The following is a 25319-nucleotide window of genomic DNA, read 5'->3' as shown; positions in this document are numbered from 1 at the left end:
AGTCGCTTTCTTAGCCTTCTCACGTCTGGTTTTGTTAGCAACACTCAATGGGGCTCCCTAACTTCACTCCACGTTCCTTAGCAGCTGCTAACGCTGCCTTGGTTCTTGGTTCTCGCGCTGATAAAGTCTCACCCAGTGCGGCGTATATGTGAAGCTGGAATTTATCGGCGTGGGCCATTGTGGCCCCTTTTGTATTTTTACCCTTCCCTAAAATAGGGAGGTAATGATGGGGTTCTGTATCTCAAATATCACTATCAGAAATATCATAGGGTGACTTCTCTGATGCCGGTGCGTAGCTGCTAGATGGGGCGGATAGCCATCCTTCTGGCGGTATTTATAACTTTGAAATATCAACAGGCATAAAAAAGCCACTCCCCACTGTTGGTAGGGGAAAGGCTCTCTGGCATAGAAGAGTATATGTGTTGTTACATACTCTTCATTTCGGCACAAGTTCTAACCTATCTAACACACGCTTAACAGTCATTGGCTTAAACTCGCTACCTCGGGCTGTCTGGATACCAGCATTGTTGAGAGTATCGGCCATTTCTTGCAGGGAGTAATTGCCAATCATTGGCTTAAGTATGCCTGAAAGCTTCTGAGCGGCTTCCTGAGCGTGTTTCTGTCTCTTCATGTTCGCTTCAGTAGTTGTACCGTTTGGCCTTCCCAGCTTTACGCCACGCTCCTTAGCGGCCTTCAATGCTGACTTGGTGCGAGTAGAGATAAAATCCCTTTCCTGTTCAGCAAGAGCCGCATAGATGTGTAGTTGGAATTTATCAGCGTGCGGCATCTGAGCCACCTTGAATTCCAATTTCTTGTCATCGAGTAGAGAAGCGATAAACGATACTTTGCGGCTCAGTCTGTCCAGCTTAGAAACCAACAGAATAGCCCTCTGAGCCTTAGCCAGCTTGATTGCCTTCTGTAGCTCCGGTCTATCGCTATTCGTCCCCGATTCAATCTCTGTGAATTCCTGGAGCACTTCATAAGGGGTAGAAGAGTAGTTTTCGAGGAAGAGATTAATGTCTCGCTTCTGTGCCGCCAAACCTAAGCCGCTGTCCCCCTGTCGCTTCGTACTGACTCGGTAGTAAATTACATATTTGATCATTACATAACCCCCCCTGATTTCCGACAGGGAAAATATAACATATCGCAATGGAGGTTTTAACACTTTCAGGATCGAACGATGAACAAAAAACAGGCAGTAACAGCAAGAGTGGGAAGCTAGCGGGAGATACGCTCCAATTCGCTCTAAGCCCCCGCCATATCTTGCTTCCCGTTTCGCTCCCGGGGAGTAGCTTCCCATCTGAGACGCATTTCGTCCTGTAAAAAACACTTATTAATTCCCCCTGTTTTTCAGTCCACCGGAAGGATACCCAGCCCGTACGGCTAGATGCTGGATATTTATCAGGCTAGAGAGGTAGACCCTAGAGATAACTAGGGTTTCCATCCTAATCAATAGCTAAAAATAGGAGATATCAACCTGACCAAATAATCGTCAACCAAGTCTTTAAAATTGAAAGAGGAGGAGCAGGCAGGAGGAGGGAGAGAAGTGTTTGTTTAGCAAGCTCCCACCTGTATGAAATGGAGACTGGAATGTGAGATAAGAAAATCTATAGGTTTTTAGTGCATTGAAGTTTTACCCATCCCAACGTACCGGGAAAAGGCTAGAAGCGCTGTATCTCTTTCTAAGGCTATTTAAAACTGATTCTCTCGGCGTACCTTGATTCGGCCTTTGATCTTCACCACTTCACGTTCTGGAATTCGGAATAAGGTAGAGACGTAGTGAGCTGGTGTTTCAGTGTTCAGTGCCAGGTATCGACAGAGAGCGGCGAGTTTGGCGTTTGGATTCTTCATGATTCATCTCCTTTAGTTATGCAATAAGGGGCCATCCGTAGTATTTTCGGAAGCTGAAAGTGAGTAATGACGGGGGCTGTAGCCCGATTTAGGCTGTTTTTTTCTGCATATGGAGGGTTAGCGACAAGTGTTATTAGCTACTATGCCTCTCACCTGCACTCAGTGACTTTCTCACCCACCAAGAACGTACAGAATCGGAGCATTTTCGGAAGGTAAAAATCCTTATAAAGCAATGGCTTAGAGCTCAAAAAGGGCCAAATGTTGTGTATATGGAAGGGGGGGGGTCTTATGGGTAGGTATATGGGTAGTTCTACTGGGTAGCTTAGTATCGTGGCCTTATATAGACGCCACTCTGCGTCTGGTAGATAACGCCACGCTATACTCAGGGTTCACTTAGTATCGGATGACTATCCCTATCATCCTAATGAACAGGACACCAGCTTATCCCGGTGCCTAAACTCCCTACCCAATACCTTACAGATTGCATCTTGATACACCTTGATTAGTTCTTCCTGATACTGACGCTCAATGACAATAGAATCATGAACAGGTAACACGGGAATACCACGCCTCACAAAATGCCCCATCACTTCTAACAGAATGTCAGACTCAATCTTGTTCAATCGCTTCCAGCTTTCACCCCCAAACCAACCGTTATCAAACAGAATGCTGTTCCTATCAATCAAACTGTTAATAACTTCTTCCAGCTTGAACCGCTCACTCATTTCTTTCTTTGGAATGTAACGACAGCACTGAATCTCAAGTTCCCGGCCTTCTCCGTTATCCTCTCTCTGATCACGGACAACCCCGGCAACTTCCCTCACTATGCTCTCTCTATCTGTACTGTTTGCATTGAAGAGAGCCAATACTATCTGCTTCCCCAGCTTCCTCTGCTCATCATGACCACCCGACAGCAACTCGCACCAATAGGCATCATGTACAAACGCTGTGTGATCCATTCCGCTCATAGCATACGCAATAAGGGGATGAGTGCTATTAATGTCCACTTCACACACGGGATTGCCATTGATCAACAGTTTCAAACGATCTTCGCTCTCAATGCCAGACTGCCAATAACCGCCCCAAAGCCTACCATTCTCCGTACATGCCTTATTGCTAAACTTCCGCTGTAGCATCTTCTGTGTAGGGCCAAATGATTGCCCATTTAAAGATATGTCAGTGTCCGCGAGTAACTCATTTACCTTAGTGATCAAAGATCCTTTAGCATCCCTTGCGGTGGTGTTAGAAGCCGTCAGAAAGCGTCCCTGATCATCTTTATACACAACAGGGGTAGGGAGTGCCGCAGACAGGTTATTGAGGTTCAGCGCCTCCATATAACAGCTAAAGGCATCCTCAGTGAGCTTCAGCTTAGAGCCATGCCCCGGAATACCTTTCTTATACTGGACTACTCCTGATTGCGCTACCTGATGAACCAATTCCCCCATAATTCGACCAGAGACAGGAAATATATCGTGGTACTCCGTACCTTTCTTCAGCTTGTGGTAGTCAGTGAAAACAGTTAGCGCCCGTTCGCCTTGATAGTAAACGTGCACATTAATGAGATTCAACAACAGGGCAGTTACTACTTCTTTTCGTTTGCCTTTTAGGCTCACCCCAGTATCAGCAACCAATTCCCCTAGCAGGCTATCAATATCTGTGCTGTCGCCTGTGTAGATCATTGGGTAGGCCCAATCACCTATTCCATACCACTCAAAGACAAATTCTTCAGAATATATCTCTTTAGCGGGTAAACTAAATAGATTTTTATGTGTTGCTTGTACTTCTACTTGTGTCAATTTTTTCTCCTTGATCTTGCAAGATGTGGTTAAAATGTATTTCTAAGGCTTCGTTAATAATCATGCTGGGTGAATCCCCGGTAATAGTTCTTACTTTGCTCAACTGAGAGAGTAGAGACTCCCTCAAGTAGATATTTTTAATCGGTTTTACACGTTCATTATTTTTCACAGATATTCTGTTTCTCCCTTTTTTAGAACAAAAAAAATCCAGCACTACTTGGCTGGCCTATTTTCTTCAACAATGTGGTACACGGAGCTTCCCCCGTTTAAGTAATCAAATTGTGTATCTATGCCATAAGCCACCAGTGTGTTAGTAAATCTGAGGATTATCCCCAGACTCCACATATTATTTCATGTCTAGCACAGGTAATCTATGACATAAAGTGCTATTACATTTACTATGGATTGACCAAATCTATCAAGATGATCATTAAATAATCGGGTGGTTGTTTTGTGTACACTCTTTCTTTCCGTACAGCTTATGTTCCAGTCGGTCATTGTGTGTATTTATAGCCCCGATCTCAGAGGCTATTGGTGGGTGGGCTTACAGATATTTTGCCACTCGATCAGATAGGCTGCCCCCAGTACACTCCACCTTACTATCTCCCAGAATTGATTCTACGGTTTCTCAGGCAATCACAGCATTGTCACGGTCATTGGCTCTTACTCTGGCTGCGCTGATCGATAGTAACGCCGGTAGCCGTAATCTATGTCCAAAGGTTCATGGCCATAGCGGAGAAATACGCTCTCCAATTGAGTCAACAAGAGCTAGAAACTTTCACGGCTCTCATTGAAGTTAATTTGGTAGAACCGAGTGAACCAGAGAAGTAGCTTGATGATATATTGTCAAGCGTCAATATCGGCACCGGCTAAGGCGCGAGGATAGTATGCAAAACAGGATGTTATTGGGGCTATTCAAGTGGCCCTTGGGACTGCTTGTTGGTACCGTAGTGGTAATACTTGTCTTTGGTGAATTTATTCCGGGGGTGCTCGGTGATTCGCCAATGTTTAAGAAAGTAGTCAGTGGCTCAATCTGGATTGCTGGGTGGGGCGGCTTGGCTCTAGTGGCTGCAACTATTTTGACTGGGATCTATTCGAGTTTCCGACTTTGGCGCTGGTGGTCTGGAAGAGAGAATCTGTGTTCACGTTGCGGGGGCACGGTTGATCAGAAAGTAGGTAGATATGGCCCGTATCTGCATTGCTTGGCTTGCGGAAAGAATGAGAGTAACTGATGGCGGAAGAAGTAAGTGAGCTTGCAAAAGCCTTTATGGCGATGATACCTGTTGCTGCTGGCGGTGCCATTGGTATCGCGGGTAGCTTAGGGGTTAACTTTCTTCAACAGCGAGCAAAAAGAACCGAGATTTTGCGGGTAAAGGCCGAAGAAGCTCTACAATATTTATATAAAAGCGTGTTGTGGCTTGAGGAATATAGAGCGCAGTGCCTTCTTGACGGTGAGCCAATGATTAAGAGTTGGCCACCAATAGACATATTAGAAGCAACCGTTACACTGTATTTTCCTGACATCGAAAAAGAGCTAGCTGCCTTTGTAACGGAATTTACTAAAAATACTTCTCTTGCTCAGGATTTTTCTAAAGAAAAATTTGAACAGGGGAAAATGCCGATAGATCATAAAGAGCGTTGGAAGGCGAAGAATGTTGAGCTGAAAAGTAGGTTTAATGCCGTCAAAGGTCGAATTAGAGAGCTAGCCAATCTATAGAAGAGTTCCCCCCTCGCAACTACTTGTGGCGATTTTCTAACCAATCATGATTTAGGCTGATACCGCGAATACTCATTATTTGAATGGTGAGCCTGTGCCTAAGGTCAGGGCCAATGGGGAGGGAGAGTTGGCCGCAGTAACGTGAGTACTTTGGTAGCTGGATCTCGTAGTAGCCCTTGACGCGCCTTAATAAGACGGTTTCGTCATCGATGACGATCTGCCTGTATTTCATATAAGCCACCCGGATACTGTATGCATGTACAGTATATGATTGTAGCTCTGATTACAGGGGAGTGGTAGGTGTTGGCTTCTTGCGTCTTCTCGTGATTTACAAACTCTAGTGGACTCTGGCGCCAAGCATCTGTAACTGTTGGATTGAATCCTTCAGAATGGCGTTTGCGACCGCAGTCGGCGAGGTGTGCAATGCATACTTCCCCAAGCATCCGGCTGCGGCTCGCTTCTACTCTTTGGACGGTTACTTCGTTTCCAGCGCCTGCTGGATTTTGGTCGCGTAATCCGCCAAGTTATCGAATTCAACATCTAAATGACAGCCGTGTGTTGTAGCTTGAGTTGCTCGGGCCTTGATTATTTCAAGGGCGGCTGCGACAGCATTTGCTCTTTTTACATCTGCATCAGCGGTAGAGCTGGGGCGAGCGTTGTACATCAGATCGCGAAAGCTGGTATCGGTCATGAGTTGAAAGTCCTATCTGGTTAAGTGGCAAGAAACCAAATGGGGGTTCAGTCGGGGAAATCAACCTACAAAATCACATTTTTGTGAAATTTATTTTCAGTACCGTATCGGCTAGCTAGATGGCTGGGGCTTCTTGCGTCTTCTCCTGAGCCTCAGGGTTCGAATACCGGAGCTGTCAATTGCTTGATCTAGTTTGGTGGCGAGCACGATTTTTCGGCGGCCGGCCGGGGAGGGTGCGATTGCGGCGTCCTGCTGCTGTTTGCTGAGATCGCCGTACAGCGGCGCAATATCGATATCATCGCGGCTAATGAGTGTTGCGCGCAGTAATTCCTCCAGCCGTTTGATCTCGCCGACGCCGGGCAGGAAGGCCAGCAGACTGCCGCTTTCGCTGTCCATCATTTCGACGATCTTGCGTGCCATCAGGGCGGGCAGCTGGCGCTGGTCGTCCGGTACCTGCTGGTGCGGCAGATAGTGGATGTGTACCGGGAAGCTGCGCCCCTCGCTGGTGACAACCGGCGCATCGCCAAGTAGACCGGCGACAGCCTCGGTTTCCAGTGTGGCCGACATAACCAGCAGTTTCAGGTCATCGCGCAGGTAGTCCTGGGACTGCAAGCACAGGGCCAGGGACAGATCCCCCTGCAGGCTGCGCTCGTGAAATTCGTCGAAGATCACCAGTGCCGTACTGGCCAGCTCGGGGTCGGACTGCAGCAGGCGGGTCAGAATACCCTCGGTGACCACCAGAATACGGGTGTGCTTGCTCGACTTGCGCTCGGCGCGTATCTGGTAACCGACAGTTTCACCCACCGGTTCCCCGAGCAGTTCCGCCATACGTGCCGCGGCACTCCGTGCGGCCAGCCGTCGCGGTTCGAGCATGATGATTTTCCGCTCGCCGAGCCAGTCACTGTCCAGTAGTGCCAGCGGCACGACGGTGGTCTTGCCCGCACCTGGCGGCGCCTGCAGGACGACATTGTTGTGTCGACTCAGGGCGGACAGCAGTTCGGGCAGGGCGGCGTGAATGGGTAACTCTGACATGGGCGGCATTATACCGATTTGTCATCCCGTGGAGGACGCTACTGAATCCGTGGGCCGGCGCAAATATTCAGACGTCCACCTTGAAGCCGAGGTCGATATCAGAGGCCGCTCGGCCGCCGCGGATGCCCCGGTTGTCCGCACTGATTTCGCGCAACGGGACTTTTATATCGTCGGCCGGCATGTCCATTTTTTCCAGGTCATCGCAGGAGGATGGCAGATCTATGGCGCGCGAGGGGATGAGGTGTTTTTCGGAGGCTTTCTACAGTTTAGGGTTGTGCCTTCATCGCGGGAGCCGGCGAATTGGCCCCGCACGCTATCTTCAGCACAGGGAGCCGAGTCGCACATATTTCCCGGCCTTGTCTAGCAGTAATGTTCCGATGTCATACAGGGCGCCAGAATCCGGACACCATTGCTCGCGCCTATGACGGTGGCCGTGCCACTGAATCTCCAGGCGCCAGGTAGTACCATCCACACCGAAACGTGCAGGGACTTGGCTGGGTTCCAGAAAGAGCGCATCAATTTCTTCGCGCACGCGAATGACAAACTGCTCGTCGACGGTGACTTTTATCCGAGAATCGCCTTGTTCGTAACCTCGCGATTGGATTATCGACAGTGATTCCACGATGAACTCGTTGGTATCCAGGTTTAACGTAATCGTCACCGGAAACTCAAACGAGGGTTCGAGGATAAGTCTGACGAAGTTCACTTCCATGTGTTTCCCTATCTATTGTTTCTCCCTGAACCGGCAAACTCCTTTTGCCGGTTAACGAGGATGGTACATCGTCACTGCAGCGTATCAAGCTGCTGATATAGCCACTGCTGAAACTGGGGCTTGGGCAGAGCACCCGACAGGCGCGCAATTTCGCGGCCGCCATAGAACAGCGCCAGTGTTGGAATGGAGCGGATCTGGCAAGCTGCTGCACTCTGCTGGTTGGCCTGGGTGTCGAGCTTTAGAAAGACCGCTTTGGTAGCCACCTCCGCAGCCACCTGGCTGAAGACAGGGCCAAATTGCTGGCAGGGGCCACACCAGGGTGCCCAGAAGTCAACGACCACCGGCAGGCCGCTCCTGTCGATAAAGCGACGGAAATTCTGGTCGCTTACATAGATGGGCTGGCCTGCCAGTAGCCTGTTGCGACACTTGCCGCACAGGGGGCGGTCGTCCAGCTTCTGTGCGGGTACTCGATTGATGGTGCCGCATTCAGGGCAGACCAACTGTATAGTGGAAGTGTTGTTCATCCGGAATTCCCGTCGGAGTCGTTTCGGCAATATGTATATGTGCCAGAGCCGGATTTCAATCCCATCCCCTCACACGGCTAGCGAGCGGATTTACTCGCCAGTTGACAGGCCTTGTTCGAAGGCACAACTCTGCAGACATTTTTGAGCACCCTGGCCCCACCTGCCTTGAGATCATTGTTGTTCATGTAATCCACGACCTCGATAAATGCCTCGGCATTGTCGGCCTTCTGCTCGATACCGTATTCGATGATGAGTGCCAGATTCTCGTCCGCATCCTCGGCGTCGGACATGCCGTGGTGGGCGCTGAGTCGCTGCAGGGTCTCCAATGGAATTTCAGTATAAAAGCCAAATCGCTCGTTAAGTTCGGTGTAGTGCTGTTTGAGTCCGGCGAAGCCGCCGACCTTGACCTGGTACGAGGGTGTCCAGCCCGAAAAGGTTGTTTGAAGTGCGAACATGAGCGATGCGTGACGGCTGGTACTGTGGGTCTGTTCGGGGAAGCGCTTGAAGGTGGTATTGCCAAGGCTTGGGGGCAGAAGTTCTTTAGCGAGTTCGGTAAACGGCACCTGCATATGATCGCCCTCGCTGGCGATAGTCACTGCCAGCGGGGCACGTTTTCTCAGTATCTGGTTCGGAATCGCCTTGGCGCGGCTGTTAATGACGCCGTCTTCCATGGAGGGGCTGAAGGCGTAATAGGCAGAAAAGTCCTTGCCGTCATCCAGCCAGCTGTTCATCACGAAGCGGCCGGAATTGGAGTGCCCGGAGAGGATCTTGTAAGGGGCCACACGATAGTGTTTCTCGATATGGGGCACCAGCTCCTTATCCAGGAAACGCGCAAACGGTGTTTGACGACTGGTTGCCTCATCGGAGGCCGGGCGCAATTCCGGGCCTCGGCTCTGCACTCCGACCACAATAAATTCCGGAATCTCGTTGTCCAGCAGGGTGAGCGTGGCCACTGCGGGCAGTGTGTCCCACTGACCGTGGAGGACATAAAGGACCGGGTATTTCCGCTGCGGGTTTTCGCTATAGGAATCGGGCAGTTTGATATAGAACTCGCGCTTCTCGGCCAGCGCGGCGGAATCAATGGTCAAGCTGTCAGCATAACTTAGTGTCGCGGCATGACAAATGGATGAGAACAACACGGCGGCCAAAATCAGAATCCATTTCATCGTTATTATTCCTATTCTGAAAACGGGGTGCGCCCCCATCGTACCAATGGATCACGATCAAATGTAGTTCCTGTGCGCTAAACGTCCATTTTCTGTTGTGGCGTTGGTCGTTATCGACACCAATGTTCTAATCTGGATGACTGGGGTGTTCAACGGGAAACTCCGGAAGAGGTCGCTACCGTTAATTGTGGCAGTACTACCGGCACTCAAATCGATAACAATAGACAGGGTAACCGGGCAGTGACTCTATAGCTGAAAGTGCCCATATCGCCGAAACCCCAGTCTTCCTGCCATCGCCTTCGGGATTTTTTCGGCATTGCGCAAATCAAGCAAAGCCGTACCGACTGGCCGATATTGCCAGGGGTTGAGACAGGGAAAATGGCGGGTTGAGGCCGCTAATATTTGCGGCCGATTCGCTACAGAAGGTCCGGCGGAGTGAGCCGGAAAGCTCGGCTCCGCCGGATGGATCGGTACGCGCTCTAGTCGAGCGCGGTCCACAGGTGCGCGTACATCAGCGCGACGCGGTGGGCGAGCTGCTCGTTGGTTGCACTGCCTTTGTGTCCACCCTCGAGATTTTCGAAGTATTCCACTTTCTGGCCCATCTCCTTCATCCGCGCTGCCATCTTGCGGGCGTGGCCGGGGTGTACACGGTCGTCGCGGGTGGAGGTGAAGAAGAACACGGAGGGATACTCGGTTTCCGCCTTCAGGTTCTGATAGGGCGAGTATTCCTTGATGAAGTTCCAGTCATCGGTGTCCGGGTTGCCGTACTCACCCATCCAGGAAGCGCCGGCCAGCAGTTTGTGGTAGCGCTTCATATCCAGCAGCGGTACGCCGCAGATCACCGCATTGAACAGATCCGGGCGGCGCGTCATGCTCGCACCGACCAGCAGGCCGCCGTTGCTGCGGCCCTCGATGCTGAGGCGCTCGGGCTTGGTGATCTTGCGTGCGATCAGGTCTTCTGCCACCGCGGCGAAGTCTTCATAGGATTTCACCCGGTTCTCGCGCAGCGCAGCGGCGTGCCAGGCGGGCCCGTATTCACTGCCGCCGCGGATATTGGCCAGCACGTAAACGCCACCGCGCTCGAGCCACAGCTTGCCGTAGGCACCATTCAGCGGTTCATAGGAGCCGGAATATGACGGCAGCAGCGCATTGCGGAAGCCGCCGTAGGAGAAGATATGCGTCGGGTTGCTGCCGTCAAACTTGACGTCCTTGGCCATGACGGCGAAGTAGGGCACCTTGGTGCCGTCGCGAGACTCGGCGAAGTACTGCTCGATCTTGAACTTGCTGCCGTCAAAGGTCGGCGACTGCACCAACAGGCGGTCGAGCTTGTCCGCCTTCGTATCGAAGCGGTACAGGGTCGGCGGGGTGACGAAGTTTTCCCAGGTCAGGTAGGCATTGCCGCTTTCGTCGTCGTAGGTTGCGATCGCCAGCTGGCCGTTATCGGGAAATGCGAGCGCGGACCTGTTAAAGCCGTTGTCGCCGCGGCGATAAAAATAGGCCCGGCCCTTGACGTCGTCCAGCATAGTCACCAGCACACCGGCCTCGGATACGACGACGGAGTTGACCACTTCGGTCTTGCTCGGTGTTACCAGTGCGGAAACTTTAGCTTCCCCTTGGAGCAGCGCGTCCTGGGAAACCAGCACCAGGCTGCCCAGCGGCCAGCTCTTGCCGTCGACTTCCCAGTCTTTATTCAGTTTCACCACCAGCTCATCGCCCAGGGCACCCTCGATGACGGCGCTTTGCTGCAACGGCAGCGGTACGACCTTGCCGTCGCGATAGGCGAAGACGCGGCTGTTCCAGAAATCCAGCGCCTCACTCAGAATCACCGAGCGCTGATCACCGCTGCCGATCGCTATCGGGCGCAGCCATACGGAGTCGGTCGGGATTTCCATGATGGGTTTGGCCTTGGCGAGTGGTTCGCCGCGCTGCCACAGCTTGGTGCTGCGGGCATAGCCGGAGCTGGTCGCGGCGTTGTCGCCGAGGGCGCTGGCGATCAGCAGACGATCGGCATCGAGCCAAATCGCCGACTGCTTGGCGACCGGGGCAAAGAAACCATCCTTCACGAATTTCTTGTCGCGCGCATTGAACTCGCGCAGTTCGACGGCATCGCCGCCACCCGCGGACAGGGCCACCAGGCAGCGGGTCTGGGCATCGTCTTCACAGTTCATGCCCTTGAAGACCCATTTCTTGCCCTCGGTGCTGGACAGGGCGTCGATATCCAGAACGGTTTCCCATCGCTCGCCGCCGCGGTTGAACTGATCGGCGGAGATGCGGCGGTAGAGGCCGCGGGGATGGGCTTTACTGTGGTGGTTCTCGTACAGCCAGTCGCCTTTCTGCGTGATTTCCGGCAGCCGGTCTTCGGCATTCAGTGCCGCCAGTGCGTCGGCGTAGAGCGACTTGTACAGTGATCCCTGCTCCAGATGGGTACTGGTTTTGGCGTTTTGTTCTTTGACCCATTCGATAGCGCGCTCGCCATCGACTTCCTCGAGCCACATATAGGGATCTTCGCTCGCCCAGGCCGCGGACCCGGAAGACAGCACCAGCGCGGCGACCGCAAGCCCTCGAAATTTTGTTCTCATAATCATTTAACCTGTAGAAAGATGTGGCCGCAGAGGCGCGGTCGCAAATGTTCAGTCGGACAGGATATAAAAGACGACAGAGGAGTTCAAAGTTTGAGCGGCTGTCGGTGGCTTGTGTGCGGTGAGCGGTTGCGCGGCGAAAAGGGGCATCCCTCGGGCGGTAAAGGATGGCACACAGGCTCAGATCTGCAGCCGTGACAAAATAGGCACATCGACATCCCGTGGATTCTTTAGCGCCGCCGCTATTGCCGTGCAGACACCTTTGGTCGCGGTTTCGCGGGACATACTCGGCGTGCCCAGGTTCTCCGGCAGGGCCGCGACCTCGGGCAGTTGGGGCAGATGGATCCAGCCTGCGGGAATATCCAGTGCATTGCTCGAGAGGTAGTGGAGAATGCCGTACATCAGGTGGTTGCAGCAAAAGGTGGCCGCCGTATCAGATATGTCGGCGGGGATCCCGGCAGTGCGCATTGCCTCGACCATTGCGCGCAGGGGCAGGGTGCTGCGGTAAGCTGCCGGGCCATCGGGTGCCGTCAATTCGCCCTGCAGCGCCACGCCGCGGTTATCTCTTAACTGGTAGCGCGTCGAATCGTTATAGTTCTGCGCGATGCGCTCGACCGTGATAGTGGCACGGCCGCCGTATTCGCCCATCATTACGACCAGCTGTGGCCCGATCTCTTCGATGGCATTGCGCACGACATCGATGCATTCAAAAAAATTGTTTGGCACGATGATACCGGTTACTTCAGCGCCCCCTATGCTCGCGGTGTCCAGCGCTCGCGTCACTGCTTCGGCGGGATTGACCGGTGTGTTGCCGAAAGCTTCGAATCCCGTGAGTAGTACCCTATTCATTGCTCGTTAGAATCCTGTTCTGGTGAAAAGCGGAATAGACGGTATCGCCTCTATTCCCATTTATCTGCAGTGAACCGGCGATATTGGCCGCGGTTGCTCAGTTCTCTGGTCGGAATCGAATTTCAGGGGCGTGCCGGAGTATTAATTGGTACAGATTCATACTCAGTGCTGTCGGGTTCGCATTTCTTTTTTTCAATCAAATGGCGGTCTAACCGGCGGAAACTCATATCCAGTTATTGTTGGTTTTAGTCGACAATCTTTTTTGTGGACACTAAATAGCATCGGGGTTATTTTGAGTCGCGATTCAGAGTTGCCGATTTTGAAGTCGGTGACGCACTTCTGTATCTGACATTTCTCGTCGTAAAAATAAACATCCGGCAACAGTTCAACCAGGGATGAGAGCTATGCCCAACAGTCCATCTGATATTAGCCAATTTCTTTATCTTCTTATCGAAAGTGATTTTAGCCGCCGACTCTTTGGGCCGGATTTCCAAAGCTATGGCGATTTCTGTACTTACTTTGATACGCACTTCCACCAACAGCACGACATTCACAGCGTCTGGAAGAGCAAGGGCCAAAATCGACATGCCTGGTCAGTTGCAGATTTCCAGGCGCTCTACGTCGCTTGCTGGATCTACAAGCCAATGGAAAAGGGCACCTATTTCTTGCGTATGACGTCCAGCGAGGCCGCCAGTGTCAGAACGGGCTTTGAAAAACTGCCCACACGCAAGAGCAGTCACCTGAGTAAGTCTGGACGATCGGCACACAGCGGCTGGAAGTTCCTGGTTGGCTACGAAGAGTTGTTGGTGCAGTGGCAGGAGACCAATGATCGGACCTATTTGATGCTCAAGGCAGAAGGGCATACCACGGGAATAGGCAGCCTCTACCCACATCTGAAAAGCTGGAACCACAAGCGCAAAACCGGCGCCGGCCTGCAGGCTAACGCGGATCTGAACAGGCTCGCGACCAGCATTCATACCCCGATCATCGCGCGCGGGGCGGAAAACTTCAGCAATGCCTACAAGGCCTTTCTGAAGGATCTTGGCAAGAAGCGCAGAGAGGGCAGCACCACCGCCAGCAGTCTAAAAGCCGTTCGCGATGCCAAAGCCACTTGCACGGTCAGGGATATGTTGAATGTACTGACCATGAGCAGAAACGGTGAGTGGAGCCAGAAAACAAACCGAGAGGTCCGCGAGAAGCTGATGGCACTCGCGCAAAAGCCGCAGGAAACGACATACGGCGCCTATGTCAATGTCGATATAGCACCGGAAATCAAGACACAGTTCAGCCGATTTGCGCAATTGTTCCTGGATGAGAATCGCCCCAATGCGGTCTATAACCGCTACTTCGAAGAAGTGCATGTGAATCCCGATCAGCTCAGTAATGCGATCCGGGATTTTATGACCTGGGATCTGCCCGACAGTCTCAGAGCGCAAACCCAGCGCCGCTCTCGCATGCTGAACTTTTAGTGCACTCGTGCGTATCGGTTCTTATCGGTAGCTCCGGCTATTTGGTAGTGCCGGCCAGTCGAGGACTGGTCGAGGATTTGTCGAGGGATAGTCGCCACACCGCTGGGGTTGGTTAGGGTGGAGAAACAGTGTGTGGCGATTGGTTCCAGCTGTTTTGGAAGTGCATTTGTCACCAATGCGGTGATATCTGCACCCAATCGCAAACGTATCCGCTATGGTTGCGGCATTAGGCTGCTTCAGACTGCTTCCCTACCAACTTGAGCAGTCTGCCCCCCTCGGGCCCTCAACCTGCGGCAAATTCCATCGTCTCCCCATCGTCAGGAATCACCAGTTTGTGAGCCTGATTTTCCGCGTTGCGCATTCTTTCCAGCTCTTTTCGGGTTACCGGGCAATGGTCCAATGCTTCCAGGTGATTGGCGATGACGATTCCCGGGCTGATTCGACTCGCTTTCACAACGTCATCGGCTCCCATGATGATGTCTCCGCCCATATCGAATCTGGCACCACCGGCAGGCATCACCGAAATGGCCGGCCGCTGATTGCGCAGGCAGGATTCCACTGTGGCGGTCAGTATGGTGTCGCCGGCAATGTATAAAGAGGGCTCTCCGGGCAGGCTGATGAAATAGCCGTAGCCGTGTGCCATCAGGCTGCCTACGATCCCTCTGCCGTGACGGCACGGAACGGGGATGATGGTGCCGTCCAGAAAAGCCTGTTCTGCATTTTGTTGTTTCAGTGGTGAGACATTCAGCCCTTTCTTCGCCAGGAATGCCGCATCCCCCGGCATGCAGAAAACCGGGATGCTGCGGTCTCTCAGCCACTTGGTGCCCGCTCGATCGAGGTGGTCGAAATGTCCTTTCTGGCAGTGCGTAATCAGGCAGTGAGTGACACGATTCAGTAGCTCTGCCGCATTATCTGGTAGTTCAACGAGCGGATTCCGCCGTCGTGTTTCAGTGAAATATTTCAGGGGTGGAATGGCTCCCTTTGGGGCCAGCATGGGGTCAACCAGTATTACCCGTTCACCGGCTTCTACAACAACAGTGGCATTGCGTAGCTGCGTGATTCTCATAGTGCTCTCCTCAGTGGTGGCCCGCATTGTAGGAATTCACTGCAGTTGCTAGCATGGCAATAATTGACATTAAACAGACATTTTTGGTGCCCATGAAAATAGGTCTGCTTCTGTATTCCGGCTGTATTCCATCGGGGCTGTTTGCTTTCTCGGATATGCTTCTGGCGGCAAATACCAGAACGGGTACAAAGCAATTTGAATTCTGCTGGCTAAGTGAGCAGGGGGCGCCGGTCTCCTGCGCCAACGGCGTGGAGCTACCCTCCGTCAGGTTGGGTGGGGCGAAAATAGACGGGCTGCTGATACCAGGTGCCTGGCGCGACAGTTCCAATATCCACACCGAAGAGGATAGTGCTCTGGTTCAGTCCATTGCCAGGCTGGATAGAAGTATCCCAGTAATGAGCTATTGCACCGGCGTTTACCTCGCGGCCAGGGCGGGGAGGCTTGACGGCCAGGTCGCCACAACAACCTGGTGGTTACTGCAGTCAATTCGTGAGCGTTTTCCGAAAGTTCGCTGGCAAATCAACAGCACTTTCATGGACAGTCGTCGCAATTCGACCGCGGCAGGTGTTAATGGCTATCTCCCGATGGCCTTGTCGCTGATAGAGCGGCATTGCGGGAAGCATATCGCCACCGACATCCAGCAATACATGGTATTGCCGCGTCCGCTCGAGCGGAACACGCCCTTTCGAGAGTTGCCCCAGCTGATGCAACAGAACACATTCCTGCGGGACGTTTTCTATTGGGTGGAGCAGGCTTCCTACACCGAGATGACGGCTACAGCACTGGCGGAGCACCTAAAAACAACTCCCCGTACTCTGAGTCGCAAGATTGCCACCATGACCGGGCATAGCTGTTCCCGATTATTACGTTTGATCAAGCTCAACCAGGTCAGCGACCTTCTCATCAGTACGGGCAAATCAATTTATGCGATCAGCGACGAACTTGGATTTGCCGATGACACCAGCTTGCGCCGAAGCTTTAAACAGATCACCGGTATGACGCCCGGTGAATATCGGCGCAGATTTGGCTGAGTAAAATTTGTTCCGTCCCTCCGATTCGCGAGTTCCCCGGCAAATTACGCTACGGGGGATTTAGGTCCTGTAGAAGCCCTCGTCATCCAAGACGGTGCGGATTTGCGCCACTAACGCATTACTGAGTTGCCGATAATCAGGGTAGGGAGTAAGCAGTAGCTGCTTCTCCGGATCGATGAGAACCTCGGGGCTGTTGGGCAAAGGCTGCGCATTGTGGTGCAAATTAGCGAAACGCTGCAGATTGTCCTTGCCACCGATCCAGTGCCACGCGGCGGTGTCGCTGAGCTGCGGTGCAAAGCAGAGGGCCGTCTGTTGGAACAACGCTTGATCCCTGAAGTTGCGCCAGTCGTCGGCAACGGGGCTCGCGATCTTCGCGAGCAAGGTCACTATCTTGCGCCAATGGTTTGAGTTGGCAGCGATAAGAGCCGAGGCACTGGGCGCATCTAAAAGCTGCGCCAAGTCGTTCGGGCGGTGGGGCAGGTACAGTGCCAGCCGCGGATAGGGCGCGCCGAGGCAATCAGGGAGACGCATGTGGTGACTACCGGTTAGAAGGTCCGGATGGATTTTCCATTACCTGTACTCCATTGCAACCATCGACGCAGCGAACAGTTACATGGGTTGTTGGGTGGCGCCCGGGCAAAGGACGGCAGGCAAAACTTCGCATTAATACAGAATTCTAGATCGCGCAGCGCCGGTCTATCGTCGATTTCAGAGATTCGCCGCGGTAGAAGTCCGCGCTGTAGCGCAGACTTGATCACCATTAGGTAGGCCATCACCGATACTCTGATACTGTGTTGCTCCACAGTCGTTCTCTTCCCGATTTTCCAGAAAGCATGGACGTAAATCTGGCGAGGGAAGGGAGGGTGGTTGGCAGCAGTTAACGATGGCTTTTAACGATGGTATTCAATGTATTTCAATTGATTTTAGTCACTCGCGACACGCGCCAGGAGCCAGCCGCCGTGGCTCCTGGCGAGAAAGTAATTCGCCTGTTGGTGTCTACCTGCTCCGTGCCTCGGGCGTGTCAAAGCGATCGAGATTCATTACCTTGACCCACGCATTCACGAAGTCATTGACGAACCTTTCTTCACCGCTATTCATCGCATAGGCTTCGGCCACCGCGCGGAGTTCCGAGTTGGAGCCAAAAATGAGGTCCACCGGTGTAGCGGTCCACTTCTGCTGGCCGGACTTGCGGTCGCGGCCCTCGTAGATACCGGCACCTTTTGCAGACTTCTGCCAGTCCGTGGACATATCCAGAAGGTTGACGAAGAAATCGTTGGTCAATGTCCCCGGGCTATCGGTAAACACGCCATGTTTCGAACCCCCGGTATTGGCGTCCAGCGCACGCATGCCGCCGACCAGCACCGTCATTTCAGGCACGCTCAGGGTCAGCAGGTCGGCCCTGTCGACTAACGCCTGCGCAGGAGACATGGTATTACCACCACCGTAATAGTTCCGGAAGCCGTCTGCTGTCGGCGTCATATAGGTAAACGATGCCGCATCCGTCATTTCTGGTGTTGCATCCGTCCGGCCCGGGTTGAACGGAACCTTCACTTTGTGCCCCGCTTTTTGCGCGGCCTGCTCGATTGCGGCGGAGCCGCCCAATACGATGACATCGGCGAGTGAGACTTTCTTGCCGCCAGACAGGGACTTGTTGAAATCCAACTGGACGGACTCCAACTTGTTCAGGACAGCGGCCAGCTCCTTGGGATCGTTCACCGGCCAGTTTTTCTGCGGTAGCAGGCGAATGCGCGCGCCGTTTGCGCCCCCGCGCAGATCACTGCCGCGGAAGGTGGAGGCGGATGCCCAAGCAGTCCTGACCAGCTGCGGCACGGTCAATCCGGATGCGAGGATTTTCGCCTTAAGCTGGTCGGCGTCCCCGCCATCAATCAGTTTGTGATCCACGGCGGGCACGGGATCCTGCCAGATCAAATCCTCCTTGGGCACTTCCGGGCCGAGATAGCGTGATTTTGGCCCCATATCGCGGTGGGTCAGTTTGAACCAGGCCCGGGCGAATGCATCCGCCAACTCTTGCGGGTTGTCCTTGAACCGCTCGGAAATCTTGCGATAGGCGGGATCCATCTTCAGTGAAAGATCGGTGGTCAGCATGACCGGCGCATGCCGCTTCTGGGGATCGAACGCGTCGGGTACCAGGTTCGCCGCGCTCGGCTCTTTGGGTATCCACTGAATCGCGCCAGCCGGGCTCTTGATTTGTTTCCACTCGAAGTTATACAGGTTCTGCAGGTAGTTATTGCTCCACTGGACCGGGGTCACGGTCCAGGCGCCCTCCAGGCCACTGGTAAATGCATCGGGTCCTTTGCCCTTGCCGCACTTGTTTTTCCAGCCAAACCCCTGCTCCTCGAGGGGCGCGGCGGCGGGCTCGGGCCCTATGCAATCGGCCTTGACGGCGCCGTGATTCTTGCCGAAAGCGTGACCGCCGGCGATCAGCGCCACCGTCTCTTCGTCGTTCATGGCCATGCGCCCGAAAGACGTTCGAATCCTTTCCGCGGCGGCCATCGGATCGCCACTGGCGTTCGGCCCCTCCGGATTGACGTAGATCAGGCCCATGACCGTGGCGGCCAGCGGGTTGTCCAGCTTGTCTCCCTTAAAGCGCTTGTCCGCGCTCAGCATTTTGGTCTCAGGCCCCCAGTAGACGAGATCCGGCTCCCAGTCATCCACACGACCGCCGCCGAAGCCAAACGTCTTGAAGCCCATGGATTCCAGCGCCACATTGCCCGTCAGGATCATCAGGTCGGCCCAGGAGATCGCATCGCCATATTTCTCCTTGACCGGCCAGAGCAGGCGCCGGGCCTTATCGAGGCTCGCGTTATCCGGCCAGCTGTTCAGGGGATCGAAGCGCTGCTGGCCACCCCCGGCACCGCCCCTGCCATCACCGATGCGATAGGTTCCGGCGCTGTGCCAGGCCATACGGATCATCAGCGGACCATAGTGGCCGTAATCGGCGGGCCACCAGTCCTGGGAGGTCTTCAAGGCGGTCTCGATATCCTTCTTCAATGCGCTGTAGTCGAGGCTCTTGAATGCCGCGGCGTAGTTGAAATCGTTACCCAGCGGATTGGACGCGGCGCCGTGGTCCCGCAGCGGTGACAGGTCCAGCTGGTTTGGCCACCAGAACTGGTTCGACTTCGGCTGATTCCGAGTCAGCGCGTGTGGCCCCTCCGGGTTATCCATACCTGCCAGTGGGGGCTCTTCCTGCGCTATTGTGGGCTCCGGTGCGGCCAGTGTCGCCACGACAATTGCCGTGATGGACCAAAGGGACAGGATTCTTTTCAGCATTGAAGTCACCTCCCGTGAATAACGAGTGCAGCAGTAAAGATAATTGAGCTTAATAGGCCCAGGTCGCACACAGGGTAAGCAACGCGCCTTCTTCGATTCAAAACACGCCAAATTTTGGTTTTTCGCGGCTGATCGAATATTTGGTGAGCGGATAGGGATAACGCGGGACATCGCGACGATGCTGAAAGGAAAAGCGGTCTGCTCTGCATGCGCGCGCCGGCGAATTGGCGGCGGAAGCCGCGATATAGCACCGGTACTGTGTGTTTACCCGACGACGGTGCTGGTTAATCAGCGGCATCGTCAATGCCCAGATGGCTGAATCAGAACGCGCGGGGACTGCTGACGCTTGCGATTTTCGTTGGCGTTGCTTTTTAGATTATTGCTAGACAAGTGAAGAGGGGGCGGAAATGTCGCCCCTTTTTAACTCTATTTGCAGGAAAAAGTTGTTGAGCTTCAATCGAGAATGTTCTCCTGTAAAACTCTACGCCGCTCGGTGCCGTTCTTAGCAAATCAGAGTGTCATAAATGTCAGAAGAAAGCTTGTCTGGTAACCGCATCGGGCATTCTTACATGATCTTTCGCTCTTGGAAAATCAAGCCCCCTGAACAAACGGTATTTCACCCTGGGTGGAACTTCCAGTCGGGGTCCTGATAACCATTTGGTGGTATCCCACATACCCACTTAAAACTCTATAGTGCGAGCTTTAGCGCCACTTCAACAAAGTTAGTATTACATCCCGCCAGAAAGCTAATGTCGCCGCCAGGTCGCGGCGCGATTTTTCGGCCGAAAACGGCAACGCTAGTTACCGCGGGGCTATCAATCCGAAGGGAAAAACACATGATTTCGCACAGACCAGCTTATCTGGTGCCGACCGTATTCTTCAGCCTGTTGATAACATTGGTGTTGTTGCCTAGCCCGGCCACAGCCCACTGCGATGCCTTGGACGGGCCGGTAGTAACACTCGCGAAGAAAGCACTCGATACAGGTAACGTCAATCTGGTACTGCCATGGGTTCCAAAGAACGATGAACCGGAAATTCGTCGCGCTTTCGATCACACGCTGTCTGTCCGTAAACTCGGGCCGAGGGCAATGAGTCTGGCAGATACGTTCTTTTTTGAGACTCTTGTCCGCGTCCATCGTGGGTCCGAAGGTGCGCCCTATACCGGTTTGAAAGCGGCAGGTCGTGACCTTGGTCCCGCCATTCCTGCAGCCGACAAAGCGCTCGATAGTGGCTCGAAAGAGGCCGTGGAGGAGCTCCTCACAGATACAATCCGCAAGGGTCTGCACGAGCATTTTCATACTGCAATGACCCACAAAGACTTCGATCCAGACGATGTCGTGGCGGGTCGTCGCCATGTCCAAGCGTATGTGGCCTACGTCCACTATGTAGAGGGACTATGGGAGGCGGCAACCAAGTCGTCAGCGAAGGGGCCACACCCCCAATCTGCCCCACACCCCCACTGACAGGATCTTGCGCCTAGCAAGCTGCTTCACTCGAAAGTCTACGGTGTCTTCTCCTATGTCGCTTTGGCCATCAAGGGCGGCTAAACGGCACCGTTAGCTTGTCGCGTAGTTCCAGTCCATGCGGCGGCATTATGGCAGGTCGTTGGACTGGTTGACCTGCAACTCTTCGAAAACCTGGGATGGAAGGTGTTTCCCGCCATTCCCTTCGGAGCAGGCTGTATTTCTATCCCATACTCCATTAGGACTATCCTAAGCAGGCCGCGTTAGATTGAAAATCGCTGCGAGTACACGGGTTGGCCATTGCCTTCGCAGTGAATCCGGAGTGGTCGGGCCAGCGTGATATCAAACAGGTGGACGGTCTGGGGGATTGGTGATATCGACGGTCAAGTTTGCATCAACAAAAAATTGCAATGCATCGACTATCAGTTGTAAATCGGGGCCCGTGATGTACAGGTTGTCGCGAATATGCATAACCGCCGAGGATATACTAAGCGTCAATCACCCGGACAGAGGGATAGCTTTTTGATGCTGCTGAAGTAGGCTCAATTTTATCAGCTTTTCACTTCGCTTTATTTCTCTACTCTAATTAGGATTTCCTGTATATGTGCTGTGCGACGTCTTAAGTTGTAGGTTTTACTTCTGGTAATGCCATTCTTACGAATAATTAAAAACAAGTAGTTTGGAAAACTCGATGATCAACAGGCTCAGGATGATCCGATACGAACGTTGAACGTTAGGCAAATAGTGAAACTTAAGAAACTACTGGGTTATGAATGGGATGCGATAGCGGGTATTCTTGCGGCCGTTATCGCTATCGTCTTACATTTACTCCACATTGTGGATGAGCACGTCATATTCCCTATCGTACTTGCCCTGCTGGGACTTTTGTTTATCAACTTTATGCGTCATACAAGGAATAATGAAATTACCGCCGAGCAAGTCGAACGGACTGAAAACACGGTTGACAAAATACGGGCGGCGATTAGGGCGCCCGATGTGATTCTTGTCGGTCCGCGCGAGTTGCGGTCCGAGAGTGAGCGGTTTTCTCGCCAAATGGCAGGTGATGCCATTTGGTTCAATGTCTGTCTATCGATGTATAGACCAGAACCGCTATTTGATTCGTTACTAAGATCTGCGGTAGAGAACCCTATGATCACCTCCATACAGTTTGTTCTGGATGAAAGTCAGAAAAGTTTATGGACGGAGGTGGTGCAGCCAAGGATTCTAGCTTGTTCAGGACACCCAAAGGTGAGGGAGCCCCATTGGTGCAGGTTGAGTAAAACCATTTCATTTATTCTGGCTGAAAGTGCGCACAGCGGCGAAACCGAAGCACTGCTAAGTTTCTGGGGTGAGCCTTTCATGGCGCAATCAACAGAGCGAGACGTCCCGCGTTTCATTTTTCATGTGCAAAAACACTCCGAACTATTGCCGCATTTGGTAGAGCTGGAGCGTGGTTACAAGCATCACTGATGAAGTGTGGGAAAAATACAGAGTACTTGAGGGTAGAATGTTGCAGCTTTTATTGATGCTGCCTGGGTCGGGTCGACCAGCGCAGAAGAAGAAAGAAGTCTAGCCGAAACAGAAAGAGAGGTGTCTGACGATGCCGGGACAGCGTGATTATGGTTAAAATGAGCCGTATTATCTTCTTTTTTCTTACCGTGTTGACCTTTGCTGTGGGGGCTGATACATCAAAAGAAGCGTCTGCGGAGAAAGATAATATTCAGTTATCACCTGAACTCATGGAATTACTACGCGCTGAAATGCGCGCACTTCTCGGCGCTGTTCAGATAATACCTGTGGGTATAGCAACGGCTGATTGGGAAACTGTAGCAGATACGAGTGCGCAGATAAGGGGGAGCTACATTCTTAATCAGAAGATCACTCCGGATCAGAAGAAGGAGCTCGCCAGTTCATTGCCTGAACACTTTAAGAGAATGGACTCCTATTTTCATCTTCAGGCAATGAAACTTGAAGATGCGGCAATGAACCACGATGCGGATCTTTCAACCTTTTACTACTACCGCCTAATAGAGACCTGTACAGCCTGTCACTCGATATATGCAACATCAAAGTTTCCAAACTTCTCATTTGATGGGAAGCGCGCACATGAACACTAGTCGACTCGAAACAATAGGTCTAAATCGGCGGTAAACAGCGTCTCTGTCGAGTCTTGATGTCGGGTCTGTCTCGCCGTATTTATGCAAGGTTGAAGAATGGTTCAGCTCGACTGTTGTCGGCAAACTCATAACAATTTTTCGTTCTGCTCGTTGTGCTCCGCACTTTGTCACGGGAAACCGATCTGTATGAGGGGCGCAAAATAGGTTCATTTGACATTCAGGAACTGGTGAAAACGTATGGCGACACATCATGCTTCGGCGGGGGAAGTAGTAGACCTCAAGACTTGGGCGAATGATTTAGAAACCGAGAAGTCAAAAGTAATAGCAAAAACAGAGGGACTAGAACTTGCGCGTCTAGTAATCGATGCTGGTGTCAATATGCATCGCGCAGGCTACTGCAGTGTGAAAGGAGCCGTGGTAATCCACTGTATCGAGGGGGAGATCAAGCTACAAACAGCCGATTCCGAAAAGCCCATAAAGAAGGGGCAAATAGTATTTCTCAATGGTAACACTGACCATGCCCTTGTAGGTGTGGAGAAGTCAGTTGTATTGCTGACAATAGTTCTAGTTTAGATCGAGGGATTCTGCGATGGTGGGCTCCGGACGCGATGTATCGCGTTTTTGCACTCGTGCCGCACTTGTAGAGCTAATGTTCGCTCTCTTTTAAATCAACCATGCTGGGTAGTAGCGCTTTGTGCCAGTTCAATAACCGGCGCGATAAAAGGGGGAGTATTGTCGAACGGCAAATGGGGTAGAGGCCGCCAGTTCGGCCTCTACGCGGGGACAGGTCTGGCAGTGCTTAGTTGCTGCGTTTTTTCAGCGTATCCCGCAACTGCTCCGCCATCTTCAGCAACAGCGATTCGGTCGTCTCCCAGTCGATACACTTGTCCGTTACCGATACGCCGTACTCCATCTGGCTGTGGTCCTCCAGAATCTTCTGGCTGCCGGCTTTCAGGTTGCTCTCCACCATAATGCCGATAATGGACTGGTTGCCGTCCAGGATCTGGTGGGTGACATTGTCGACCACCAGCGGTTGCAGCTCGTGGTTCTTGTTGGAATTGGCATGGCTGCAGTCGACCATAATGTTCGGTGTCAGGCCGGCGCCGCGCAGCTCCTGTTCGCATACGGCGACGCTGACGGAGTCGTAGTTCGGCTTGTCGTTGCCGCCGCGCAGTACCACGTGGCCGTACTTGTTGCCGGCGGTGTGGATGATGGCGACCTGGCCTTCCTTGTTGATACCGAGGAAGCGGTGCGGATTGGCGGTGGACTGCAGCGCATTGATGGCCACGTCCAGGCTGCCGTCGGTGCCGTTCTTGAAGCCCACGGCGGAGGAGAGGCCGCTGGCCATCTCGCGGTGCGTCTGGGATTCCGTGGTGCGGGCGCCAATGGCGGACCAGGAGATCAGGTCCTGCAGGTACTGCGGTGAAATCGGGTCGAGCGCCTCGGTGGCGGTGGGCAGGCCCAGTTCGGCGATGTCCAGCAGCAGCTTGCGGCCGATATGCAGGCCGTCCTCAATCTTGAAGGAGTCGTTCAGGAAGGGGTCGTTGATCAGGCCTTTCCAGCCGACGGTGGTACGCGGCTTCTCAAAATAGACACGCATGACAATCAGCAGGGTGTCGGACACCTGGTCCGCGATTTTCTTTAGGCGCTGCGCATAGTCGATGGCGGCGTCCACGTCGTGTACGGAGCAGGGGCCGATCACCACCATCAGGCGGTGGTCCTTGCGGTCGAGGATATCGCGTACCGCGGCGCGGCCGGTGGCCACGGTGGCCTCGGCGGCATTGCTGATCGGGAGTTCACCCTTCAGCTGCTCGGGGCTGATCAGTACTTCCTGGGAGACGACATTCAAGTCGTCGAACTGCTGTGTGGTCATGGCGCTCACTAGTTACTCTGGTCCAACTCGCCGCTGCGCGTGGCGCGCAAATCGGGGCATCTATCCTACCCAGCAGTCAGGGGCAGGGCGAG

The 25319-nt window shown here is 53.2% G+C and carries 21 protein-coding genes; 7 read left to right on the top strand and 14 right to left on the bottom strand.

Annotation, left to right across the window (positions count from 1 at the left end):
- Nucleotides 1-436: 436 nt before the first annotated feature.
- The 3 genes from BUC36_RS02050 to BUC36_RS02045 form a co-directional block, all read right to left on the bottom strand.
- A complete protein-coding gene (locus tag BUC36_RS02050; protein ID WP_200797168.1) occupies nt 437-1102 on the bottom strand; it encodes a recombinase family protein in 666 nt (221 codons plus the stop codon).
- A 590-nt stretch (nt 1103-1692) separates the two neighbouring features.
- A complete protein-coding gene (locus tag BUC36_RS18940) occupies nt 1693-1851 on the bottom strand; it encodes a hypothetical protein (RefSeq protein WP_159435967.1) in 159 nt (52 codons plus the stop codon).
- 416 nt (nt 1852-2267) lie between these two features.
- Nucleotides 2268-3647: a hypothetical protein gene (locus BUC36_RS02045; RefSeq protein ID WP_143186853.1), complete on the bottom strand. Its 1380-nt coding sequence runs from the start codon at nt 3645-3647 to the stop codon at nt 2268-2270.
- 1231 nt (nt 3648-4878) lie between these two features.
- Here BUC36_RS02045 and BUC36_RS02040 point away from each other — a divergent pair.
- Nucleotides 4879-5364 (top strand): hypothetical protein, encoded by a 486-nt coding sequence (locus BUC36_RS02040; RefSeq protein WP_073270949.1) that lies wholly within the window; start codon nt 4879-4881, stop codon nt 5362-5364.
- A gap of 475 nt (nt 5365-5839) precedes the next feature.
- Here BUC36_RS02040 and BUC36_RS02030 read toward each other — a convergent pair whose 3' ends face one another.
- The 7 genes from BUC36_RS02030 to pcp form a co-directional block, all read right to left on the bottom strand.
- Nucleotides 5840-6055 carry a hypothetical protein gene (locus tag BUC36_RS02030; RefSeq protein ID WP_073270945.1) on the bottom strand — a complete coding sequence of 72 codons (216 nt, stop codon included), beginning with the start codon at nt 6053-6055 and terminating at the stop codon, nt 5840-5842.
- A gap of 111 nt (nt 6056-6166) precedes the next feature.
- Complete coding sequence (locus BUC36_RS02025; RefSeq protein ID WP_073270942.1) at nt 6167-7087, bottom strand: DEAD/DEAH box helicase; 921 nt, start codon at nt 7085-7087, stop codon at nt 6167-6169.
- A gap of 319 nt (nt 7088-7406) precedes the next feature.
- The gene (locus tag BUC36_RS02020; RefSeq protein ID WP_073270940.1) at nt 7407-7799 is read right to left on the bottom strand and encodes a hypothetical protein; all 393 of its coding nucleotides are present in this window, start codon (nt 7797-7799) and stop codon (nt 7407-7409) included.
- 71 nt (nt 7800-7870) lie between these two features.
- Complete coding sequence (trxC, locus tag BUC36_RS02015) at nt 7871-8323, bottom strand: thioredoxin TrxC (RefSeq protein WP_073270938.1); 453 nt, start codon at nt 8321-8323, stop codon at nt 7871-7873.
- 77 nt (nt 8324-8400) lie between these two features.
- On the bottom strand, nt 8401-9489 hold the full coding sequence (locus BUC36_RS02010; protein WP_073270936.1) for an alpha/beta hydrolase: 1089 nt from the start codon (nt 9487-9489) through the stop codon (nt 8401-8403).
- Nucleotides 9490-9968: 479 nt separating this feature from the next.
- Nucleotides 9969-12068: a prolyl oligopeptidase family serine peptidase gene (locus BUC36_RS02005; protein ID WP_073274435.1), complete on the bottom strand. Its 2100-nt coding sequence runs from the start codon at nt 12066-12068 to the stop codon at nt 9969-9971.
- A 180-nt stretch (nt 12069-12248) separates the two neighbouring features.
- The gene (gene pcp / locus BUC36_RS02000) at nt 12249-12917 is read right to left on the bottom strand and encodes a pyroglutamyl-peptidase I (protein ID WP_073270933.1); all 669 of its coding nucleotides are present in this window, start codon (nt 12915-12917) and stop codon (nt 12249-12251) included.
- Between the two features lie 404 nt (nt 12918-13321).
- Here pcp and BUC36_RS01995 point away from each other — a divergent pair, with 404 nt between their 5' ends.
- Complete coding sequence (locus BUC36_RS01995; RefSeq protein WP_143186852.1) at nt 13322-14386, top strand: hypothetical protein; 1065 nt, start codon at nt 13322-13324, stop codon at nt 14384-14386.
- Nucleotides 14387-14669: 283 nt separating this feature from the next.
- Here the strand turns inward: BUC36_RS01995 and BUC36_RS01990 are convergent, their stop codons facing one another.
- Nucleotides 14670-15452, bottom strand: a complete 783-nt coding sequence (locus tag BUC36_RS01990) for an MBL fold metallo-hydrolase (protein WP_073274433.1) — start codon at nt 15450-15452, stop codon at nt 14670-14672.
- Nucleotides 15453-15505: 53 nt separating this feature from the next.
- Between BUC36_RS01990 and BUC36_RS01985 the strand changes: the two genes are divergently transcribed.
- Nucleotides 15506-16483, top strand: a complete 978-nt coding sequence (locus BUC36_RS01985) for a GlxA family transcriptional regulator (protein WP_084535476.1) — start codon at nt 15506-15508, stop codon at nt 16481-16483.
- A 60-nt stretch (nt 16484-16543) separates the two neighbouring features.
- Here BUC36_RS01985 and BUC36_RS01980 read toward each other — a convergent pair whose 3' ends face one another.
- Nucleotides 16544-17014: a DUF6942 family protein gene (locus BUC36_RS01980; protein WP_073270929.1), complete on the bottom strand. Its 471-nt coding sequence runs from the start codon at nt 17012-17014 to the stop codon at nt 16544-16546.
- 465 nt (nt 17015-17479) lie between these two features.
- On the bottom strand, nt 17480-19669 hold the full coding sequence (katG, locus tag BUC36_RS01975) for a catalase/peroxidase HPI (RefSeq protein ID WP_073270927.1): 2190 nt from the start codon (nt 19667-19669) through the stop codon (nt 17480-17482).
- 941 nt (nt 19670-20610) lie between these two features.
- On the opposite strand from katG, the gene BUC36_RS01965 reads away from it, so the two are divergent.
- The 4 genes from BUC36_RS01965 to BUC36_RS01950 all read left to right on the top strand — a co-directional run bounded on the left by BUC36_RS01965 (nt 20611) and on the right by BUC36_RS01950 (nt 23927).
- Nucleotides 20611-21237 carry a DUF6448 family protein gene (locus tag BUC36_RS01965; protein ID WP_073270922.1) on the top strand — a complete coding sequence of 209 codons (627 nt, stop codon included), beginning with the start codon at nt 20611-20613 and terminating at the stop codon, nt 21235-21237.
- Nucleotides 21238-21981: 744 nt separating this feature from the next.
- Nucleotides 21982-22707 (top strand): hypothetical protein, encoded by a 726-nt coding sequence (locus tag BUC36_RS01960; protein ID WP_073270920.1) that lies wholly within the window; start codon nt 21982-21984, stop codon nt 22705-22707.
- A 149-nt stretch (nt 22708-22856) separates the two neighbouring features.
- The gene (locus BUC36_RS01955) at nt 22857-23354 is read left to right on the top strand and encodes a hypothetical protein (RefSeq protein WP_143186851.1); all 498 of its coding nucleotides are present in this window, start codon (nt 22857-22859) and stop codon (nt 23352-23354) included.
- 237 nt (nt 23355-23591) lie between these two features.
- Nucleotides 23592-23927 carry a cupin domain-containing protein gene (locus tag BUC36_RS01950; protein ID WP_073270916.1) on the top strand — a complete coding sequence of 112 codons (336 nt, stop codon included), beginning with the start codon at nt 23592-23594 and terminating at the stop codon, nt 23925-23927.
- Nucleotides 23928-24153: 226 nt separating this feature from the next.
- On the opposite strand, the gene BUC36_RS01945 is transcribed toward BUC36_RS01950, so the two are convergent.
- Nucleotides 24154-25227 (bottom strand): 3-deoxy-7-phosphoheptulonate synthase, encoded by a 1074-nt coding sequence (locus BUC36_RS01945; RefSeq protein WP_073270914.1) that lies wholly within the window; start codon nt 25225-25227, stop codon nt 24154-24156.
- Between the last annotated feature and the right edge of the window lie 92 nt (nt 25228-25319).

This window comes from Microbulbifer donghaiensis (assembly GCF_900129095.1).
In the GTDB taxonomy this organism is placed as follows: domain Bacteria; phylum Pseudomonadota; class Gammaproteobacteria; order Pseudomonadales; family Cellvibrionaceae; genus Microbulbifer; species Microbulbifer donghaiensis.
This window is presented reverse-complemented; position numbering and strand designations above follow the sequence as displayed.

What these genes read in the sequence shown, in the direction of transcription:
- BUC36_RS02050 (WP_200797168.1), bottom strand. Translation starts at nt 1,102, where the DNA reads ATGATCAAATATGTAATTTACTACCGAGTCAGTACGAAGCGACAGGGG.
- BUC36_RS18940 (WP_159435967.1), bottom strand. Translation starts at nt 1,851, where the DNA reads ATGAAGAATCCAAACGCCAAACTCGCCGCTCTCTGTCGATACCTGGCA.
- BUC36_RS02040 (WP_073270949.1), top strand. Translation starts at nt 4,879, where the DNA reads ATGGCGGAAGAAGTAAGTGAGCTTGCAAAAGCCTTTATGGCGATGATA.
- BUC36_RS02030 (WP_073270945.1), bottom strand. Translation starts at nt 6,055, where the DNA reads ATGACCGATACCAGCTTTCGCGATCTGATGTACAACGCTCGCCCCAGC.
- BUC36_RS02025 (WP_073270942.1), bottom strand. Translation starts at nt 7,087, where the DNA reads ATGTCAGAGTTACCCATTCACGCCGCCCTGCCCGAACTGCTGTCCGCC.
- BUC36_RS02020 (WP_073270940.1), bottom strand. Translation starts at nt 7,799, where the DNA reads ATGGAAGTGAACTTCGTCAGACTTATCCTCGAACCCTCGTTTGAGTTT.
- trxC (WP_073270938.1), bottom strand. Translation starts at nt 8,323, where the DNA reads ATGAACAACACTTCCACTATACAGTTGGTCTGCCCTGAATGCGGCACC.
- BUC36_RS02010 (WP_073270936.1), bottom strand. Translation starts at nt 9,489, where the DNA reads ATGAAATGGATTCTGATTTTGGCCGCCGTGTTGTTCTCATCCATTTGT.
- BUC36_RS02005 (WP_073274435.1), bottom strand. Translation starts at nt 12,068, where the DNA reads ATGAGAACAAAATTTCGAGGGCTTGCGGTCGCCGCGCTGGTGCTGTCT.
- pcp (WP_073270933.1), bottom strand. Translation starts at nt 12,917, where the DNA reads ATGAATAGGGTACTACTCACGGGATTCGAAGCTTTCGGCAACACACCG.
- BUC36_RS01995 (WP_143186852.1), top strand. Translation starts at nt 13,322, where the DNA reads ATGCCCAACAGTCCATCTGATATTAGCCAATTTCTTTATCTTCTTATC.
- BUC36_RS01990 (WP_073274433.1), bottom strand. Translation starts at nt 15,452, where the DNA reads ATGAGAATCACGCAGCTACGCAATGCCACTGTTGTTGTAGAAGCCGGT.
- BUC36_RS01985 (WP_084535476.1), top strand. Translation starts at nt 15,506, where the DNA reads ATGGCAATAATTGACATTAAACAGACATTTTTGGTGCCCATGAAAATA.
- BUC36_RS01980 (WP_073270929.1), bottom strand. Translation starts at nt 17,014, where the DNA reads ATGCGTCTCCCTGATTGCCTCGGCGCGCCCTATCCGCGGCTGGCACTG.
- katG (WP_073270927.1), bottom strand. Translation starts at nt 19,669, where the DNA reads ATGGATAACCCGGAGGGGCCACACGCGCTGACTCGGAATCAGCCGAAG.
- BUC36_RS01965 (WP_073270922.1), top strand. Translation starts at nt 20,611, where the DNA reads ATGATTTCGCACAGACCAGCTTATCTGGTGCCGACCGTATTCTTCAGC.
- BUC36_RS01955 (WP_143186851.1), top strand. Translation starts at nt 22,857, where the DNA reads ATGGTTAAAATGAGCCGTATTATCTTCTTTTTTCTTACCGTGTTGACC.
- BUC36_RS01950 (WP_073270916.1), top strand. Translation starts at nt 23,592, where the DNA reads ATGGCGACACATCATGCTTCGGCGGGGGAAGTAGTAGACCTCAAGACT.
- BUC36_RS01945 (WP_073270914.1), bottom strand. Translation starts at nt 25,227, where the DNA reads ATGACCACACAGCAGTTCGACGACTTGAATGTCGTCTCCCAGGAAGTA.